The sequence below is a fragment of the Pseudomonas mendocina genome (assembly GCA_037482215.1).
GTDB classification, from domain to species: Bacteria; Pseudomonadota; Gammaproteobacteria; order Pseudomonadales; family Pseudomonadaceae; genus Aquipseudomonas; species Aquipseudomonas mendocina_E.
On sequence record CP148074.1, the window covers coordinates 3,481,378 to 3,500,710 of the forward strand.

A 19,333-nucleotide genomic window follows, 5' to 3' on the forward strand; every position below is an offset into this window, starting at 1 on the left:
ACCTAATACATTGCAATGATTGAGGTTGCTGAAATGACAAGCGCGAACAATCCAACCCGCTCCACCCAGGAGTATCAGGCCGCCGATGCTGCCCACCACATTCACGCATTTCTGGACCAGAAAGCCCTGAATGCTGAAGGACCGCGGGTTATCGTGCGCGGCGAAGGCCTGTACCTGTGGGATAACGACGGTAAACGCTATCTGGACGGCATGTCCGGCCTGTGGTGCACCAACCTGGGCTATGGCCGCCAAGACCTGGTTAAGGTCGCTGCCGAGCAAATGGCCCAGCTGCCGTACTACAACATGTTCTTTCACACCACTCACCCGGCAGTGGTGGAGCTGTCTGAAACCCTGTTCAGCCTGCTGCCCGGTCATTACAGCCACGCGATCTACACCAACTCCGGCTCCGAATCCAACGAAGTGCTGATCCGCACCGTACGCCGCTACTGGCAGATTCTCGGCAAGCCGCAGAAGAAGATCATGATTGGCCGCTGGAACGGTTATCACGGTTCGACCCTGGCCGCGACAGCGCTGGGCGGCATGCAGTTTATGCACGAAATGGGCGGCATGATCCCGGACATCGCCCACATCGACGAACCGTACTGGTACGCCCATGGCGGCGATCTGACGCCTGAAGAGTTCGGTCGCCGTTGCGCTCAGCAACTGGAAGACAAGATTCTTGAATTGGGTGCTGATAACGTCGCCGGATTTATCGCCGAGCCGTTCCAAGGCGCTGGCGGCATGATCTTCCCGCCAGAAAGCTACTGGCCGGAAATTCAGCGCATTTGCCGTAAATACGATGTTCTGCTGTGTGCAGACGAAGTAATCGGTGGCTTCGGCCGCACCGGTGAATGGTTCGCTCACCAGCATTTCGGCTTCGAACCGGACACCCTCTCCATCGCCAAAGGCCTGACCTCCGGTTACGTGCCAATGGGTGGCCTGATTCTGAGCAAGCGCATTGCAGACGTTCTGGTTGAGCAAGGCGGTGTGTTTGCCCACGGCCTGACGTACTCCGGGCACCCGGTTGCTGCCGCTGTTGCACTGGCCAACATCAAAGCGCTGCGTGATGAAGGCGTTGTAACTCAGGTAAAAGAGCAAACTGGCCCGTACCTGCAACAATGCCTGCGCGAAGTGTTCAGCCAGCACCCACTGATTGGCGACATTCAGGGCACCGGCTTTGTGGCCGCTCTGCAATTTGCTGAAGACAAAGCCACTCGCAAACGCTTCGACAATGAAAACGACTTGGCCTGGCGTTGCCGCACCATCGGCTTTGAAGAAGGCGTCATCATCCGCTCAACCCTGGGCCGTATGATCATGGCTCCGGCCCTGATCGCCACTCGCTCAGAGCTGGACGAGCTGGTGGAAAAAACCAAGCGAGCCGTTGACCGAACCGCCATGGAAATTGGCGTGCTGTAACCGCTCCGCCCCCTCAAACAGCCGCGCAATGTCGCGGCTGTTTGCATTTCAGAGCGCCTTTTTTCGAATTTTTCCCAAGCTTTTTGCCATCAAAACCACCTGCCTGAGCGGTCAGGAATCTGTAGAATCCCTCCCACATCACTCCATCACGGAGTGCCTGCACCGCACGACACAGAGTTGAACAACGCCGATGGAACTGGCCCGCGCCCACAAACCACATTTGATCTGGATGCTGTATTTCAGCGTTCTGTTCAGCTCGTGGATGTGCGCCATTGACCATGGCCAAATGAGCGGCTTAAGCCTCAGCGGTCTCGGCGGCCAGTTCTGCACCCTGCATAACATTGGCGACATTCAGCCATTAGGTGATCACGCTCAGGACTCTGCCATGAGCAGCATCGCCGGGCCTGAGTGCATGCTCTCCAGCTTGTTCAGTGCCATTCTGTTAGCCGCACTCTTCGGTCTTCTGTGTCTGCTCAAGGGTGACCCCACCCATCCTCTGCCGCCGCTCAACAGTCGCAGCGCTCCGAGGGATCGCTGGCCGCTGGCCAACCCCCGGGCGTCCCCGTCTCTGCTTCTTTCGTTCAGATAAACAGCTTTGTTCAGTCGGCACCTGCTGCCGCGCTGACGGCTACCCGTTATTCACGATCAGGAAGCTGACCATGTTCCGCAAGACCGCTTTAGCGCTGCTCGTTGGCAGCGTAACGACCTGTGTCTGGGCGCAGGATGACACCCTCGAATTGCCTGCCAGCACTGTTACCGCCTCATCCACAGAAGAAAGCGAAGGCACCCGCCTCAATCTCGATAAGCCTATCGGCAGCGGCTCGCGCCTTAATCTCAGTGCACGGGAGAACCCGGCCTCGGTCAGCGTTGCCGACCGCAACACCATGGAGCGCATCGGTGCCCGCAACTTTCAGGATGCGGCCAATGCCTTGCCCGGCGTAAATGCATCAGCCCCGCCCGGCTGGGGTGGTTTTGTCTCGTACCGGGGCTTTAACGGTGCACAGATTGGTCAGCTGTTCAACGGCATCAACCTGCAATCCGGCGCGGCGGCACGCCCTGTCGGAGATTGGATCTATGACCGTGTTGAGTTGCTCGGCGGGCCGTCCTCGTTCCTTAATGGCAGCGGAGCCGTGGGTGGCAGCCTGAACATGATCACCCGCCTGGCTAAGCGTGACGAAGATGTCTTCGAAGGTCGCACCCGTTACGGGCGCTACGACACCTGGGAAACCGCAATCGGTTTTAACAAAGCGCTCAACCCGGACAGTGACGGGGTCAAACACTACGCCCGCCTGGATTACAGCCGCACCAGCAGCAACGGCTATATCGACCGTCAGGAAAATGGGGCCGGTAACCTTGCCTTCTCCTTGCTCAGCGACATCAACGACCGCCTCTCCCACACCCTAGCCATCGAGTATCTGGAAGAGAAGGAAGACAGTCCCTACTGGGGTACGCCGACCCTGCAACCACAGTCGGGCGAGTTGCACATCGACAAGCACAACCGCTTCAAAAACTACAACGTTGAAGATGGTCGCTACGAGCAGCGCACCCGCTGGCTGCGCTCAATCACCGATTACCGCCTCAGTGACGACACCCAACTGCGTAACACCTTCTACCACTACACAGGCCAGCGTGATTACCGCAACCTTGAGGTGTTCCGCTATAACAACGACAACAGCCAGCTGGCTCGCGCTAGCGCCTACCGCCAGCGGCATGATCAGGAACTCAACGGCAACCGTCTGGAGTTGAGCCACTCAAGTGAGTTGTTCGGCCTGAGCAGCAACTGGGCGTTCGGCCTTGAATACAGCCGCAACCAGCAGACCCTGTATCCGCTGTCTTCCGGCGCATTCGATGTGGTCGACCCCGAGCATTTCGAACCGGGCCATTTTCTCGACATTCCCGGTATGGATGCTCCTCGTCGCAAAAGCCGCAGCACTTGGACGGACACCTCCTCAGCTTTTGTGGAAAATCAGACGCACCTGACTGATAAGTTGTCCCTGATCACAGCGCTGCGCTACGACCACATCGACTTCGACCTGAAAGATCACATCGCTGGGCAAGCCTATGACCGGCGCTGGGATGCCATCACCGGCCGCCTCGGTCTGGTCTACGAGCTAACGCCAAACCTGAGCGTATATAGTCAGTACAGCACCTCGGCCGAACCACCAGGCGGCTCTCTGACCAGCGCCTCGGCCTCGCAGGTGGGCGATTTTGACCTGAGCACCGGACGCCAAATTGAGGTCGGCACAAAGCTGGACTTCCTCGACGGGCGCGGCACCGCGACAGCGGCGGCCTACCGCATTGTGCGCAAGAACGTCTCGGTTCCCTCTTCCACTGTGCCCAACGCCACTGAGCAAGCAGGTCAGCAGACCTCTACCGGGATCGAGTTAGCAGCCTCCTTCAAAGTCACGCCCAAGCTGCTCATTGCCGGTAACTACGCCTGGGTGGATGCAGAGTACGACGAATTTAACGAAAAAATCGGCAACACCGTTTACTCACGCAAAGGCAAAAATCCGGTCAACATCCCGGAACGTACCGCCAACCTGTGGCTGACCTATGAGCTGGCCCCCAAATGGAGTGTTGGCGCAGATGCCCGCTACGTTTCCAGTGCGTATGCCAACACCGCCAACACCATGTGGGTGCCGTCATACACCCTATACGGCCTGTCGATGACCCATCAGCTCGACGAGCACATCCAGCTCAGCGCCCGTGTCCGCAACCTGACCGACGAGGTGTACGCCCGCTTTATCCACCAGAGCAACACGCAATACTACGTGGGTGAGCCGCGCAGCCTTGAAGTCGAAATGCAGTGGCACTACTGATGAACATTAAACGACAACTGTACGTGTGGCACCGCTGGCTGGGCATCGTCTCCTGTCTGTTTATGGTGCTGTGGTTCGTATCAGGCGTGGTCATGCTGTATGTCGGCTACCCCAAGCTGACACCGGCTGAACACCTGAGCCACCTTCCGGAGCTACCTGAAGCTTGTTGCGAGGAACTACCGCGACAATGGGCTCAAACCCCGCTCGAAAGCCTGCGCCTGACCACTCTGGCCGGTAAACCCCACTATGTGCTGAGGTCATCTGACGGGCAGCCGGTGGCCGTCGATGCGCAAACCGGCGCGCAGGTTAACGATGTCGATTCAGCACTGGCTATGAGCAATGCCTGGCAATACAACAACCATGCTGTGCTGCACTACCGAGAACTGCTGGATGAAGACATGTGGACGCACTCCCGCGCTCTGGATGCTCACCGTCCGCTGCACGTGGTAACGAGCAATGACGAGGCTGACACCTGGCTCTATGTCTCCAGCCGAACCGGTGAAGTGGTGTTGGATGCAAACGCCCAAGAACGCGCCTGGAACTGGTTAGGGGCCTGGCTGCACTGGCTGTATCCACTACGCGGAGGCTTCGGTTTCGACAATGGCTGGCGGGTGCTGGTTATCGGCCTGTCCCTGATCGGAACGGTGATGGCTGTGCTGGGCATGTGTGTTGGCCTCCTGCGCATGCGCTGGCGCACACCTTACCGCCACGGCTCACGCAGCCCTTACAAGGAGAGCTGGCTGCGCTGGCATCACATAGCCGGGCTGATCTTCGGCACACTGCTGGTGCTGTGGGTATTCAGCGGTTTAATGTCCATGCGCCCTTGGGGCCTGACTGACGACAGCTCGCAGCTCTCCCCTAAACACCTACAACAAGGGCCACTGCGGGCAGCCGATCTGCCATTTAGCGTTAACCATGCGCTATCGCAGCTGCACGATGCGGACTTCCACCCTGTTGAACTGGAGTGGCGGCGCCTCGCTGGTGAAACTTATCTGGTGGCCCGAGACAGCAAAGGTGCGAGCTGGATTCTGGAAGACGGTGAAGCCCCCAAACTAGCCTTCTCCCGCGAGCGCCTGCTGGCCGCCGCCAGACCTCTGGCGGAAGGCATCTCACTGCGCAGTAACTGGCAGAGCCAATATGATTTTTATTATTTCGCCCGAGCTGAACACAGCATGAACGGCGCACAGAAGCGCCCCTTGCCGGTACTGCGTATGACCTTCGGTGATGCAGCGAAAACCTGGCTGTACATGGATCCCACTAGCGGGGAAGTTGTTGCCCTTAGCGACCAGTCGCAACGCAACAATCGCTGGCTCTTCAACTTGCTGCACAGTTGGGATATGCAGGCTTTGCTTCAGCATCCATGGTTGCGGGAGTCACTGGTCATCCTCTTCAGCCTGGGCGGCTTGCTGATTTCAGTCAGTGGCGTGGTTCTTGGCTGGAGACGTTTACGCCCAGCTAAGGCTCAGTTGGCAGGCCGCAAACAACGCACCGATAACCCTTGAAAACCTTTGGGGCAGTGCCTGTGCGCTGCTCCTCATTCATCACTGCCAACGATCAGCGGCCGCCTGATCACTGCTACGGCCCTCAACCCAGCGCGGCCCCTGCGGGGTGTCTTCTTTTTTCCAGAATGGGGCGCGGGTTTTCAGATAATCCATGATGAAGTTGCAGGCATCAAACGCAGCCTGCCGGTGCGCACTGCATGTACCGACAAAAACAATCGGCTCCCCCGGCTCCAACCGACCAATACGGTGGATAACCTCCACCTTGATCAACGGCCAGCGCTGTTCAGCTTCACCCATAATCTTGCTTAACGCTTTCTCAGTCATGCCGGGAAAGTGTTCAAGAAACATCCCCCCCACATCATGGCCATCATTGAAATCACGTACATAGCCGACAAAAGACACCACAGCGCCGATACCACGGTTATTGGCATGCAAGGCATTCAACTCAAGGCCGGGGTCAAAGGGCTGCTGCTGAACGCGTACGGGCATGCTTCAGCCCCCTGTCACAGTAGGAAAGAACGCAACTTCATCACCATCCTGCACCGGCTCGCTGAGGCTGCACAGCTCTTCATTGCGCGCGCACATCAGGCCAGGTTCAGCCAAGACAGCCCATGCGTCGCCGCGGCTGATCAGGTGTTGGCGCACGTCATTCATGTTGGCGAAAGTCCCTGGCAGCTCCTCACAATCCAGCCCCAGCACCTCACGGTAACGAGCGAAATACTGCACCCGGATCATGCTGAAGCCACATAGTGGCCACTCTTGCCACCCAGCTTTTCCAAGAGGCGCACGCACTCAATCTGCATGCCCCGATCCACCGCCTTGCACATGTCGTAAATCGTCAGCGCGGCCACACTGGCGGCGGTCAAGGCTTCCATCTCTACACCGGTCTGGCCGGTGAGTTTGCAGCGGGCCGTAATTAGCACGGCATCATCGCCTTCGGCCTGTAATTCAACCTTCACGCTGGTAAGCATTAATGGATGGCACAACGGAATAAGGTCAGAGGTTTTCTTTGCCGCCTGAATCCCGGCGATGCGAGCCACAGCGAACACATCCCCCTTGGGATGGCCACCCAGCACGATCATCTGCAACGTTTGCGGCAGCATACGCACTCGTGCTTCGGCCACGGCTTCACGGACAGTTTGGGCCTTATCACTGACATCGACCATGTTGGCACGGCCTTGTGAATCTAGATGGGTTAGCAAGGACTACACTCCAGCATTAGTCGCGAGATTGTACGACCAAGTCAGTGTACAAAACATGGCCAATTATGAGTTTACAACGCCATCCATAACTCTAGAGGAGGCAAAAAATCACAATATACACAGAGCCATATAGAGCACATGAAGCAGCCGCACTGACATATAAGATCAATCTTATGGCGTGATTTGATAAGTCGCACTCAGCCAGATGCATCCACACTTCTATAACTAATCGTCCGCGCCAGTGCTGTCTCAAATTCATTTGAGCTGACCAGACATGATCAAAATACTCTCGCTATCCAGAGGTAATCATGAGTCTGCACAACCGAGTTCTCCCGCTAGCTGTTGCTATAAGCCTCTTTTCTACGATTGCTCTGCCTGCCACTGCCTTTAGCGCTGTTGCCAACGACGAACAACGTGTTCAGCTAGACGAACGTGCGTTCAGCGATCTGGTACACGACGCCTATATGTACGCTTACCCCTTGGTGACCATGGACGTCACGATGCGGCAAGCAGTCAACACTCCAGACGCCACCAGCATTGCGCGCCGCGCACCAGTAAACCAATTCGCCCATTACAGAACTTACCCAGCCGCTGACGCGAAAGAGGTGGTGCGTTTCAACTTCGACACTCTGTACTCATTAGCTTGGATCGACACCCGCAAAGAACCCGTCATCCTCACACTGCCAGATAGCAAAGGCCGCTACTACCTAGCCCCTCTTCTGGATATGTGGACCGATGTATTTGCGGTACCCGGCACTCGCACCACGGGCAATAAAGCTGGCAACTATGCCCTTACCGCCCCCGGCTGGGAAGCTGCCGGAAGGTGTTGAGGAAATCAAAGTCCCAACCTCGATGGTCTGGCTGATCACGCGTACACAGACAAATGGTCCTGATGACTATGCCAACGTGCATGCCTTCCAAGACCAATTGAAACTCACGCCACTAAGTGCTTGGGGGACTGACTACACACCTCCCAAAGGTCTTCCAGTTAGAAAAGATCCGAATGATCAGGTTGCCCCACAAGAGCAAGTCAATGCCATGGATGGCGTGCAACTGCTGACTCGTTTCGCCGAACTCCTGAAACTCTACCCACCGCATGCAAACGACTATCCGATGCTGCATCGCATGCAAGCGCTGGGTATTGAACCCGGCAAAGACTTTGATACCAGCCGCTTTACACCGGCACAGCTTGAAGTCATCAGGGGTATGGCTAAAAACGTTCAGCAAGAAACTATTAAAGCCCTCAACACCGCCTCACTAGGGAAAGTGAAAAATGGCTGGAACTGGTCTGATGACCTCGGAGCCTATGGCACCCGATACCGCGTACGGACACTTGTAGCGCTGGCAGGGCTGGGTGCCAACCTGCCGGAAGATGCCATCTATCCAAACGGTTTTGCCGACGCTGATGGCAACCCGTACTCGGGTAAAAACAACTATGTTTTACGTTTCGAGAAGGGCCAAATCCCCCCTGCTGATGCGTTCTGGTCATTGACCATGTACGACAGCAAAGGCTTTCAAATCGCCAACCCGATCGACCGCTTCGCACTGAGCAGTCACAGCAAACTGCACTACAACAGTGACGGTTCCCTTGAGCTGTACCTTCAACATAAATCTCCCGGTAAGGACAAAGAAAGTAATTGGCTACCGGCCCCTGAAGGCGACTTCCAACTCACGCTGCGCCTCTACTCTCCAAGAGCTGAAATGCTTAAAGGTGAATGGACTCCGCCAGCCGTTCAGAAAGTTAAGTAAGTCGAGGGGGAATGAAATGAGAAGTAAACTTATAGGCTCAATGCTGGTACTTGCCAGCAGTATTCCGGGCTGGGCTTATGCACAGGTGGGCCCAGATGAACTTCGTGAGATTGCACGCGACACTTACATCTACGCGTATCCATTACTAGTGATGCAGATCACCCGAGATGTCAGCACAAACGTCGAAAAAACTATAGACCTGCGTGCGCCAGTCAACCAACTCGCCCATGCTCGGGGCTTTCCTGACCACACTTATACCGATGTAGCCAGGCCAAATGCTGACACGCTGTATAGCGCTATTAGCTTTGATGTCAGCAAAGAACCACTGATTCTCGAAGTACCAGATGCAGGCGAGCGTTATTACATGCTCACCTTACAAGACTGGTGGACAGACGTATTTGCAGCCCCTGGCACCCGCACCACAGGCAATGGCGCACAAACATTTGCTCTGGTTGGGCCGAACTGGAAAGGGAAGTTGCCTCAAGGTGTAACGGCCTACCAGAGCCCGACCAACGACGGACTGATGATCGGGCGAACCAAAGCAAACGGCAAAGCTGACTACACTTCCGTCCATAGTTTTCAAAGCGGCATGCGCGCCTACCCATTGAGTGCGTACGGCAAGAGCTACAGTCCCCCCTCACAGCAGGTAAACCCTCAACAGGATATGAGTGCACCGCCGCTACAGATCGACAAGATGAGCGCTGAGGTTTATTTCGCCCGATTTGGTGACCTGCTACAACGTAATCCACCGCATGCCAGTGACTACCCGATACTCGATCGTATGAAACGCATTGGCTTGGTAGCTGGAGAACCCTTCGAACTGAACAAACTCTCGCCCGAAGTGCAACAAGCCCTGCGCAATGCCGCTAATGACGCACTTCCCATGATCAAAAGTGCATTCCGTGACTCTGGCGTCCAGAAAAATGGCTGGAGCATAAATCTCACAGCTATCGGCACCTACGGCACAGACTACTTGCGCCGGGCTGGCGTGGCCTACGCGGGCTTAGGCGCCAACGTAGTTGAGGACGCCATCTACCCGAGCGCTTATACCGACAGCGAGGGTAAACCGCTGCAAAGTGACAAGCGCTATGTCATGCACTTCCCGGCCGATCAACTGCCACCAGTGCGAGGTTTCTGGTCGCTGACCATGTACGACGAGCGACAGTTGTTTGCAGCCAACCCAATCGACCGTTTTGCCATTGGTGATCGTGACAAACTCTCCTTCAACCCAGACGGCTCGCTGGATCTCTATATCCAGCGCGAGGCGCCAGAGCAGGACAAGCAGTCGAACTGGCTGCCAGCGCCAGCCAGTGGAACCTTTAGTATGAACATGCGCCTGTATTGGCCGCAGAGTTCTGCCCTGACAGGGAAATGGACACCACCGCAGGTCAAGGCTCTTTGAGCCAACAACCCGCTGATATAAATGACTGACCAGTCAAAACACCACCCGAGTGCCTGCATTTAGGCAAGCCGCTCTCGGTTTGAGGTCAATCAGGCACAGGCATAAAAAAAACCGCCCCATAAGGGGCGGTTTTTTTGAGACTCAAGCTTAGTTGACCACGGAGGAACGTGGTGCAACTGGCTTGTTGTCGTTGGAGATGGTCACTTCCACACGACGGTTCATCGCACGACCAGACACGCTGCTGTTGTCTGCCACTGGGTACTGCTTGCCGTAACCCTGGGTCACGATGCGGCTTGGGCTTACACCCATCTTGATCAGTGCAACTTGCACCGAAGTGGCACGACGCTCGGACAGGGTTTGGTTGTAAGCATCAGAACCGGTGCTGTCGGTGTAGCCTTCAACGATCACTTTGCGATCTGGGTTTTCTTGAAGGAACTGGGCCAGCTTGTTGATGTTAGCCAGGCCACCGGCTTTCAGCTCGGACTTGTTGGTAGCGAACAGTACGTCACCAAAGGTCACCAGGGTGCCGCGCTCGGTTTGCTTGGCGTTCAGGCTGTTTTGCAGCTGGCGAATCTGTGCATCACGGGCTTCGAGCAGAGCGCGAGCACGTTGGTCACCAGCGTCTTTGAGTTGAATCTCAGCGCTACGCAAAGCGATGGTTTGCTTGGCCACTTCAACGCGTTGGTTGGTCAGGTAGGCCAGTTGATCCACTTTCTCTTCGCTTTCGTTGTCACGGAAAGCTTGCTCGGTTTTCTTCAGCCAGTCGCCTGCTTCCTGAGTTTCCAGAGCGGCTACTTTAGTGGCCTGAGGATCTGCTTGTAGGCTGGAATAGTTGCTGCGAGCAGCTTCCAGGTTAGCGTTAGGGTCGGTCGAGCAGGCAGCCAGTGCAACGCTCATTGCGAGCAGGGCCGGGATCATAATGTGCTTATGCATAGATTTTTCGTCCTTTAACAATTACCAGAGGCAGGGCAGTGGCGCTTATTGAGCGCTACGCAGACCTTCCTGACGCAGTTCCTGTACGCCTTTGTGTGCATCTTGCAGAGCGCGCTCTGCTTTACCGGCTTGAGCTTTGCGCTCAGCTACGCGGGCATCCCACTCGGCTTGTTCAGCCAGGCGACGGGCCTCATCGTAATCACTCTCGTGCAAGGCAAATTCAGCCTGCTTCAGCTTGTCCTGAGCAGACTTGGTTTCCACAGGTGCATATTCTGGGCCGCCGGCGGAAACAGCACTGTTTACCACTGACTTGGTCACAGCAAGTTGCTCAGTTGGCGGATTACCGGCACAACCTGCCAGCACCAGGCTACTCCCTAGGACCAGTGCGGCAAGCTTCAGCCCGCGAACTGGGCTAGCTGAGGTTTGTTCAGTGTTGTTTTTCATAGTCATCAACTCCATTGTTCGACTCTGTTGAAACATATCTATCCATCCTGGCTAATAAAGCCTTGCCAGCGCTGATCTTCGACAGCCACACCAGAGGCAGTCAAAAAAAGTGATGGCAAGGTGTAGGACATAAGAATTTTCTGAATAGTTCAGACTGAATGTACTAGTACCTAGGTGTTGGTCATCGAGCAGACTTCAGTGTAGGCGGTGTTTTTTCAGGCGTTGCACGAAGTTACCAACGGTACTTTTCATAAACAAAAACCCTGAAATTAGCACTTAAGTTTTCCAGCACATGCCAACCATGCAAGCGCATGCATCCAGGGCTATACGCAACGGCCTGAACGCAGGAGGAAGAAATACTCAAGTGAGCTTCGAAACGCGAGCATGCCCCAGCGAGCGCCGGGGCTTGGAGGAGTTACATATGGCTTTCGGCGTACTCCGCCAGAATCGAACGTGGCACACCTTGCAGTGTGATATGAACGCCGTGCTCAAAGTCCTTGAAACGCTCCGTCAGATAGGTCAAGCCTGAACTTGGAGCAGACAGGTACGGCGTATCAATCTGCGCCAGGTTGCCCAGACAAATTACCTTGGAACCGTTACCGGCACGGGTAATGATGGTTTTCATCTGGTGCGGGGTCAGGTTCTGGCACTCGTCGATCAGGATCAAACTCTGCTGGAAGCTACGGCCACGGATGTAGTTGAGAGACTTAAACTGCAACGGCACCTTTTGCAGGATGTAATCCACACTGCCGTGGGTGTTCTCGTCATCTAGGTGCAGCGCCTCAAGGTTATCGGTGATCGCACCGAGCCACGGCTCCATCTTTTCCGCTTCAGTACCGGGCAAAAAGCCGATTTCCTGATCCAGCCCTTGCACGCTGCGGGTTGCGATAATACGGCGGTATCGCTTGGTCACCATGGTCTGCTCAATCGCAGCGGCCAGCGCCAGAATGGTTTTGCCTGAACCCGCCGCACCTGACAAGTTGACCAAGTGGATATCCGGATCAAGCAAAGCATACAGCGCCAGCGCCTGATAAATATCCCGAGGCTTTAAGCCCCAAGCTTCCTGATGCAGCAGCGGTTCCTGATGCAGATCGAGGATGGTCATCTCGCCGTTTTCAATGCCCTTGATCCAGCCCACAAAGCCCTGTTCATCGAGGATAAATTCATTCACATGCACCGCAGGCAGGTTGTCAGTCAGTTGCACCGTGTGCCAGGTGCGGCCATGGCCCTGACGGGTTTCCACTTTACTGACGCGCTCCCAGAATGAGCCCTCCATATCGTGGTAACCCTGAGACAACAGGGAGACGTCATCCACCAACTGATCGGTGTGGTAATCCTCGGAGTTGATGCCACAAGCCCGAGCTTTCAGGCGCATGTTGATATCTTTAGTCACCAGCACCACGTTGAGGCCAGGACGGTGTGACTTGAGTTCAACCAGCTGGTTGATGATGCGGTTGTCGTTGAGGTCCTCCGGCAGCCAAGTCACCGGGGCTGCGCTCTTACTCATAAGAATCGACAGAAAGCCACAAGGTCCACTCTTATCACGCTGAATGGCAACACCGTGCTCCACCTCCTCCGGAGAGGCGCTACCCAGAATCTTATCGATCAGTCGAATGGCCTGACGGCACTCAGCCGCTACGCCTTGTTTACCGCTTTTGAGTTTGTCCAGCTCCTCCAGAACCGTCATCGGGATGGCGACATGATGCTCTTCAAAATTCAGCAAGGCGTTCGGATCGTGGATCAGCACATTGGTATCGAGGGCATACAGGGTTGGAGCGGTAGACTTGCGGCGTCCATGGTCATCCATACTCGAGCACCTTCTCATTGTGGCCGGGCGGTACAGCTCATGACTGCACCGAAAAAGGCCGCCAAACGCTCAACCGGAGATTGAGAACAGGCAGAAATGTGAAGGCCAGTGGCCGCCACCTGTCTGCAGGGTTCGGCGGTCTTGAATGACTAATTACTCCAAAAAAAGTGACAGAAAAATGTTTTTTTGAGGTTTTCCCTATTTATTTGTCGGCACGACGATTGACCCTTGGCGCCACCAAAAATGCGGTCTACATTCAGTAGTCCTACCGGACGAAAACTAACGCCCAAACTCGTCGCCCCCCTCTACATCCCTCGACTTAAACAGCCTATTACATCCGACTATCCATCTAATCGCCCTAATAGGTGGTTTCAACCGTGTACACCTTCTAGAATCGGCCGGGTATCTCAAGGAGCCTGCTTATGTTGATGGTGATTTCCCCGGCCAAAACCCTCGATTACGAAACCGCGCCGGTGACACAACGCTTTACCCAGCCCGAACATCTGGATCACTCGCAGGAGCTGATTGAACAGCTGCGTGAACTGACCCCGGCACAGATTGCCGAGCTGATGCACCTCTCTGACAAGCTCGCTGGCCTCAATGCTGCGCGTTTTGGCAGCTGGCAGCGCCCGTTCACCCCAGACAACGCCAAACAGGCCCTGCTGGCTTTTAAAGGCGATGTGTATACCGGCCTGAATGCCGAAGATTTCAGCGAAGACGATTTCGACTTTGCCCAAACTCACCTGCGCATGCTCTCCGGCCTCTATGGCCTGCTGCGCCCGCTGGATCTGATGCAACCTTACCGCCTGGAAATGGGCACCAAGTTTGCCAACCACAAAGGCAAAAACCTGTACGAGTTCTGGGGTGAGCAAATCAGTAGCTGGCTGAACGAAGCGCTGGCAGCTCAAGGCGATGACGTGCTGCTCAACTTGGCTTCCAACGAATACTTCAGCGCGGTCAAACGCAAAGCCCTGAACGCCCGGATCATCGACACCGAGTTCAAGGACCTGAAAAACGGCCAGTACAAGATCATCAGCTTCTACGCCAAAAAGGCCCGTGGCCTGATGGCCCGCTATGTGATCAAAGAGCGCCTGACCAACCCGGAAAAGCTTAAGGACTTTAACCTCGACGGCTATTACTACAGCCCTGAGCAGTCCAAGCCTGATAGCCTGGTGTTTCTGCGCGATCACCCTGAGGACTGATGCATGTTGTTTGGCGCGTTCCTGCTGCTGTGTTGGCTGGTATTACTGGTTCGCTATCCACGCAAGGCTTTGCCGATCTCGCTCGGCGCCATGGCAGGGCTGGGGCTGGTTGCCAGCTGGGTACTGTGGGAGGAAGCACGGGATAACCAGCAACTCTCACGCCTGCAACTGACCTTGAGTTACGCGCCAGATAAATGTCCGATCGACCGGCCGCTGACGTTTGAGTTGAAGAACGACAGCAAAGCCGCGTTACAAGAGCTGCACTGGGAAATTGCCGCCTACCGTCCCGGTGAAACGGTTAATCTTGCTCAGCGTTTGTATGAGACACCCCGCTACTCTGGCCCAGGTGAGTTGCCACCGGGTGAGACGTGGCAGACCTGCTTACCCATGCCCACCCTGCGCAGTGGTTATCGGCCCAGTACTCTCGAGTTCCGCGCCGAAAGCCTGCAAGGCACCTTCAACTACTGATAACAATCCATAACGACAGGAGTTTGCCATGCCTCAACCCAGCGTTCTGATCACCGGATGTTCCAGCGGCATTGGCCGCGCCCTGGCTGATGCATTCAAGCAAGCGGGTTATCAGGTCTGGGCTACGGCGCGTAAAGCTGAGGATGTGCAGACACTTGAAGCGGCAGGCTTTAACACCGCGCAACTGGATGTGAATGACGGCCTCGCATTGGGCGAGTTGGCTGACCGCCTTAAAAGCGAAATCGGCGGGCTGGATGTTCTAATCAACAACGCAGGTTTCGGCGCCATGGGCCCGTTGTTGGATGGCGGCGTTGAAGCCATGCGCAAGCAGTTTGAAACCAACGTCTTTTCCATCATCGGCGTCACCCGCGCTATGTTCCCGCTGCTGCGCCAGAACAAAGGGCTGGTGGTGAATATTGGCAGTATCTCCTCGGTGTTGATCACCCCGTTTGCTGGCACCTACTGCGCCTCCAAAGCCGCCGTGTCTGCCCTGACGGGCTCGCTGCGGATGGAGCTATCGCCCTTCGGTGTCGACGTGATGGAAGTTCAACCCGGCGCCATTCAATCCAGCTTTGGCGCCAATGCGACACAACAGGCCGAACAGCTGATTGATGAAGCCTCGCCCTGGTGGCCGATCCGCGACGGCATCCGTGCCCGCGCCATGGCCTCGCAGGACAAACCAACCCCGGCCACTGAATTCGCCCAGAAGCTACTGCGCGAAGTACAGAAAAAGCCCCGTGCCCGGCGCGTGCGCATCGGCAATGGCAGCCGCGCCCTGCCCTTGCTCGTTAGCTTGCTTCCTCAAGGGCTGATTGAAGGCATGATGAAAAAACGCTTCGGCTTGAATCGGTCGCTGTAAACAATGACTCAGCCAACTCTGCGTAACGTGGTAATCAGCCATCTCGCCATTGGCGGCGTGGTCGGCGCTATCGTCGTCAACCTGCTGCTGCGCACCTTTGTAAAACTCGGCGGAGTTGTTGCCACCGTGGCCGCAGCGGCGCTGGTGGCTGCGGGTATGGCGCTGTGGTTTCGCTGGCGCGAACAACGTCCAATGCAGACCGGTGAACGCTGGCGCCTGCTGGGCTTATACAGCGGGATTCTCGGTGTGCTGTACCTAGGCTTGCTGGGCATGATGATGCTCAAGGAAGACCCAAGCCCCATGGGTACACTGATCTTCGGCCTGCATTACTTCTGCTACCCGCTGCTGGCGTGGCTGTTTACTCGCCAAAGTAATTCGTAGCAGTAAAAAAGGGTGTCCGATCTGGACACCCTTTTCGTTTCACGGCTCTTCAACGCCCGTGGTATCGCTGATCAGCGACTCCGGCCTCAATGGCGGTTGCGGCTGTGAGCGCAACTTAGCCACCTGACTGGCACTTACGCTGCCCGCCTGATTCCCCCAACTGGTGCGAATAAAGCTGACCACATCAGCCACCTGCTGGTCGGTCATGCGCCAGGCAAACGGCGGCATGGTGAAGGTCGACGGTGCTGTGTGGGTTGCAGGCAAAGTCGCGCCATCCAGCACAATATGGATCAGCGACGTGGCATCTTCACTCTGCACCACCGGGTTGCCAGCCAGCGCCGGGAAGACACGCTGATAGCCCTTACCATCGGTGCGGTGACAGGCTGCGCAGCTGTCTACATACAGTGCCGCGCCGGTTTTGCTGTCATCCCCTGCCCATAACGCGGTAGCGACTTTAGCGTCCTCTTTGAACGGTTGGTCATCATCGTTCACCGCAGGCAGGCTTTTCAGGTAACGAGCAATCGCGGTCAGGTCAGCGTCCGTCAGGTATTGCAGGCTGTGCACAACCACATCGCTCATGCCCCCGAACACAGCGCTCGTGTCGCTACGACCGGTCTTCATAAAGGCCACCAGTTGCTCTTCACTCCAACTGCCGAGGCCGTCCTTGTGATCGCCGCGCAGGCTCTTGGCGATCCAGCCTTCCAACGGCGCACTGCCGGACAGGAACTCATCACCGTCCGCATCGCTCAGGGCCTTCTCCTGCATGGTCAGCGCTCGTGGCGTGTGGCAGGCGCCGCAGTGTCCCAGCCCTTCGACCAGATAGGCTCCGCGCTCAATCACTGTGTCTGTCCCTGCTGCCTCTGTGGCCTTGACCTCCGGGGCAAACAACCCACGCCAGATCGCCAGCGGCCAACGCATGCTCAGTGGCCAGGGGATGTCGCTCGCCTTGTTCTTTTGCTGAACGGGTTCTACGCCCTGCATAAAGTAGGCATACATCGCCTTCATATCGGCATCTGTCACTCGCGCATAGGACGGGTAAGGCATGGCCGGATACAGGGTGGTCCCGTCCTTGGCAATGCCCTGCCGCACTGCCCGCTCAAAGTCCTCGTAGCTGTATTCACCGATACCGGTGCTGTGGGGCGTGATATTGGTGGAATAGAGAATCCCGATGGGGGTTTCCATGGGCAGGCCACCGGCGAATGACTTGCCATCCTTAGCTGTATGACAGGCCACACAGTCACCGGCACGGGCCAGGTATTCGCCCTGTTTGATCAAGTCAGCATCCGCCCCTTCAGCGGCGTACAGACAACCACTGGCGAGCAGGCCGAAGGCTGCAATCAACGTCGTTTTCATGCGCACGCTCCTTATGCTTGCACCAGTGGGCCGGGGTTCTTCAGGTACTGCTCACGGATCGCCCGCGCCGACCAATAGGTCAGTGCAGCCAGCAAACCCGTTGGGTTGTAACCCAAGCCCTGCGGAAACGCAGAAGCACCTGGCACAAAGACGTTATGCACATCCCAGCTTTGCAGGTAACGGTTGAGCGCACTGGTTTTCGGGTCGGTGCCCATGATCGCGCCACCATTGAGGTGGGTGGTCTGGTAGCTGTTGGCATCGAAATGCGCGCCGTTGACCTTACTCGACACACTGATGGCTTTCGGGCCCATGGTTTCTGCAACCTTTTGCAGGCGCTCAAGCATGAAGCGGTTCATCTTCACGTCATTGTCCTGCCAGTCGAAGGTCATGCGCAGCAACGGCAAGCCGTAGTTGTCGGTGTATTGCGGGTCGAGGTCGAGGTAATTGTCGCGGTAGGACTGATGCGCACCATGGGCATCCATCGACAAGGTGTGGGTGTAACTCTCGGCCACGGCTGCTTTCCAGGCGCTGCCCCATTTCGGTGTACCCGGCGGAACTTTGAGGCCGGCGATGGGCTTGGTCCCAGCCTGGTTGACCCAGAACGGCGAGCCGCCGACAAAGCCGTGGGGGCCGTGGTCGAAGTTATCAGCGTTGAAATCATCCATACCGATACCGTTACCACCGGCACCGATAAAGGGGTTGGTGTAGTGCGCGTCCGGTTTGAAGAAGGCGGTCACGGTGGACATGTTCTGGTAGGCGAAATTGCGCCCTACCACGCCTTCATTGGTCACTGGATCGTACGGCTTACCGATGCCGGACAGCAGCATCAGACGCACGTTGTTGAACTGAAACGCGGCCAGAATCACCAGATCAGCCGGCTGCTCGATCTTGTGTCCCTGACTGTCGACATAGGTCACGCCGGTGGCTTGTGTCTTCGAGTCGTCCAGATTGACCTTCAGCACATGGGCGTTATTGCGCAGCTCGAAGTTAGAGGCCTGGCGCAGCGCGGGCAGGATGTTCACGTTGGGCGATGCCTTGGAGTACATATAGCAGGCATAGCCGCTGCAATAACCGCAGAAGTTACACGGCCCCATCTGCGCGCCGTAGGGGTTGGTGTACGGCCCAGAGGTGTTGGCCGAGGGCAGGTTATACGGGTGATAGCCCAGCTCAGTGGCAGCCTTGGCGAACAGCTGTGCGGAGACGGTGTTCTTCTGCGCCACCAGCGGGAAGTCATCACTGCGGTCGGCTGCAAACGGGTTGCCGCCCTTGTCACGCCCAACCACTTCCCCCTTGATCGACCAAGCAGTACCGGAGGTGCCGAAGACCTTTTCGGCAAAGTCGAAGTACGGCTCCAGCTCTTCATAGCTGACGCCGAAATCCTGAATGGTCATGTTCTCCGGAATGAAATTCTTGCCATAACGCTCTTCGTAATGGCTGCGCATACGCAGTTCCATCGGATCAACACGGAAGTGAACACCCGACCAGTGTAGGCCTGCGCCTCCCGTACCGGTGCCGGGCAAGAAGGCGCCGAATTGACGATACGGCACTGCCACGTCGTTGCGGGTATGGCGCAGGGTGACGGTCTCGCAGGAGATGTCCATAAACAGTTTCTTGCGCGAGTTATAGGTCAGCTCATCCATGGTCTGTGGATAAACGCCATCAGGATAGGTGTCCCGTGCAGGGCCTCGCTCCAGCGCCAGCACCTGCAATCCGGCCTCGGTCAGTTCCTTGGCCATAATGGCGCCCGCCCAGCCGAAACCGACGATAACCACATCCACTTTTTTCGCTACGCGCAT

Annotated in this window: 19 protein-coding genes; 11 read left to right on the plus strand and 8 right to left on the minus strand. The window is 56.4% G+C overall.

Features of this window, described 5'->3' with window-relative positions; genetic code table 11:
• The first annotated feature begins 33 nt into the window (after positions 1-33).
• The 4 genes from WG219_16310 (at position 34) to WG219_16325 (ending at position 5,737) form a co-directional block, all read left to right on the plus strand.
• Positions 34-1,416, plus strand: coding sequence for an aspartate aminotransferase family protein (locus WG219_16310; GenBank protein WXL24858.1), 1,383 nt, complete (start codon positions 34-36; stop codon positions 1,414-1,416).
• Between the two features lie 190 nt (positions 1,417-1,606).
• Positions 1,607-2,005, plus strand: a complete 399-nt coding sequence (locus WG219_16315) for a DUF2946 family protein (protein WXL24859.1) — start codon at positions 1,607-1,609, stop codon at positions 2,003-2,005.
• A gap of 70 nt (positions 2,006-2,075) precedes the next feature.
• Positions 2,076-4,235 (plus strand): TonB-dependent receptor, encoded by a 2,160-nt coding sequence (locus WG219_16320; protein WXL24860.1) that lies wholly within the window; start codon positions 2,076-2,078, stop codon positions 4,233-4,235.
• Positions 4,236-4,240: 5 nt separating this feature from the next.
• Positions 4,241-5,737 (plus strand): PepSY domain-containing protein, encoded by a 1,497-nt coding sequence (locus tag WG219_16325; GenBank protein ID WXL28025.1) that lies wholly within the window; start codon positions 4,241-4,243, stop codon positions 5,735-5,737.
• A gap of 39 nt (positions 5,738-5,776) precedes the next feature.
• Here WG219_16325 and moaE read toward each other — a convergent pair whose 3' ends face one another.
• From moaE to moaC, 3 genes are read right to left on the minus strand one after another with little or no spacing between them, the layout of a single operon-like run.
• Complete coding sequence (moaE, locus tag WG219_16330) at positions 5,777-6,226, minus strand: molybdopterin synthase catalytic subunit MoaE (protein ID WXL24861.1); 450 nt, start codon at positions 6,224-6,226, stop codon at positions 5,777-5,779.
• A 3-nt stretch (positions 6,227-6,229) separates the two neighbouring features.
• On the minus strand, positions 6,230-6,472 hold the full coding sequence (locus WG219_16335) for a MoaD/ThiS family protein (GenBank protein WXL24862.1): 243 nt from the start codon (positions 6,470-6,472) through the stop codon (positions 6,230-6,232).
• Entirely contained in the window at positions 6,469-6,939 is a 471-nt protein-coding gene (gene moaC, locus WG219_16340; GenBank protein ID WXL24863.1) for a cyclic pyranopterin monophosphate synthase MoaC, read from the minus strand. Before moaC ends, WG219_16335 begins: the two co-directional genes overlap by 4 nt.
• Before the next feature lie 308 nt (positions 6,940-7,247).
• Between moaC and WG219_16345 the strand changes: the two genes are divergently transcribed.
• Genes WG219_16345 through WG219_16355 form a run of 3 tightly spaced genes read left to right on the plus strand, consistent with a single transcriptional unit; the run spans position 7,248 to position 10,090 of the window.
• On the plus strand, positions 7,248-7,769 hold the full coding sequence (locus WG219_16345; protein WXL24864.1) for a DUF1254 domain-containing protein: 522 nt from the start codon (positions 7,248-7,250) through the stop codon (positions 7,767-7,769).
• Positions 7,726-8,688 carry a DUF1214 domain-containing protein gene (locus WG219_16350; protein WXL24865.1) on the plus strand — a complete coding sequence of 321 codons (963 nt, stop codon included), beginning with the start codon at positions 7,726-7,728 and terminating at the stop codon, positions 8,686-8,688. Before WG219_16345 ends, WG219_16350 begins: the two co-directional genes overlap by 44 nt.
• Positions 8,689-8,704: 16 nt before the next feature.
• Complete coding sequence (locus WG219_16355) at positions 8,705-10,090, plus strand: DUF1254 domain-containing protein (GenBank protein ID WXL24866.1); 1,386 nt, start codon at positions 8,705-8,707, stop codon at positions 10,088-10,090.
• Between the two features lie 147 nt (positions 10,091-10,237).
• Here the strand turns inward: WG219_16355 and WG219_16360 are convergent, their stop codons facing one another.
• The 3 genes from WG219_16360 to WG219_16370 form a co-directional block, all read right to left on the minus strand.
• Complete coding sequence (locus tag WG219_16360; protein WXL24867.1) at positions 10,238-11,023, minus strand: OmpA family protein; 786 nt, start codon at positions 11,021-11,023, stop codon at positions 10,238-10,240.
• 45 nt (positions 11,024-11,068) lie between these two features.
• Positions 11,069-11,482 carry a DUF4398 domain-containing protein gene (locus tag WG219_16365; protein WXL24868.1) on the minus strand — a complete coding sequence of 138 codons (414 nt, stop codon included), beginning with the start codon at positions 11,480-11,482 and terminating at the stop codon, positions 11,069-11,071.
• Between the two features lie 400 nt (positions 11,483-11,882).
• A complete protein-coding gene (locus WG219_16370; protein WXL24869.1) occupies positions 11,883-13,274 on the minus strand; it encodes a PhoH family protein in 1,392 nt (463 codons plus the stop codon).
• Between the two features lie 422 nt (positions 13,275-13,696).
• On the opposite strand from WG219_16370, the gene yaaA reads away from it, so the two are divergent.
• From yaaA to WG219_16390, 4 genes are read left to right on the plus strand one after another with little or no spacing between them, the layout of a single operon-like run.
• Positions 13,697-14,476, plus strand: a complete 780-nt coding sequence (gene yaaA, locus WG219_16375; protein WXL24870.1) for a peroxide stress protein YaaA — start codon at positions 13,697-13,699, stop codon at positions 14,474-14,476.
• A gap of 3 nt (positions 14,477-14,479) precedes the next feature.
• Positions 14,480-14,944, plus strand: coding sequence for a multidrug transporter (locus WG219_16380; protein WXL24871.1), 465 nt, complete (start codon positions 14,480-14,482; stop codon positions 14,942-14,944).
• A gap of 28 nt (positions 14,945-14,972) precedes the next feature.
• On the plus strand, positions 14,973-15,803 hold the full coding sequence (locus WG219_16385; GenBank protein WXL24872.1) for an SDR family oxidoreductase: 831 nt from the start codon (positions 14,973-14,975) through the stop codon (positions 15,801-15,803).
• A 3-nt stretch (positions 15,804-15,806) separates the two neighbouring features.
• Positions 15,807-16,184: a hypothetical protein gene (locus WG219_16390; GenBank protein WXL24873.1), complete on the plus strand. Its 378-nt coding sequence runs from the start codon at positions 15,807-15,809 to the stop codon at positions 16,182-16,184.
• A 39-nt stretch (positions 16,185-16,223) separates the two neighbouring features.
• Here the strand turns inward: WG219_16390 and WG219_16395 are convergent, their stop codons facing one another.
• Both WG219_16395 and WG219_16400 read right to left on the minus strand, forming a co-directional pair.
• Positions 16,224-17,537 carry a cytochrome c gene (locus tag WG219_16395; protein WXL24874.1) on the minus strand — a complete coding sequence of 438 codons (1,314 nt, stop codon included), beginning with the start codon at positions 17,535-17,537 and terminating at the stop codon, positions 16,224-16,226.
• Between the two features lie 11 nt (positions 17,538-17,548).
• On the minus strand, positions 17,549-19,333 hold the full coding sequence (locus WG219_16400) for a GMC family oxidoreductase (GenBank protein ID WXL24875.1): 1,785 nt from the start codon (positions 19,331-19,333) through the stop codon (positions 17,549-17,551).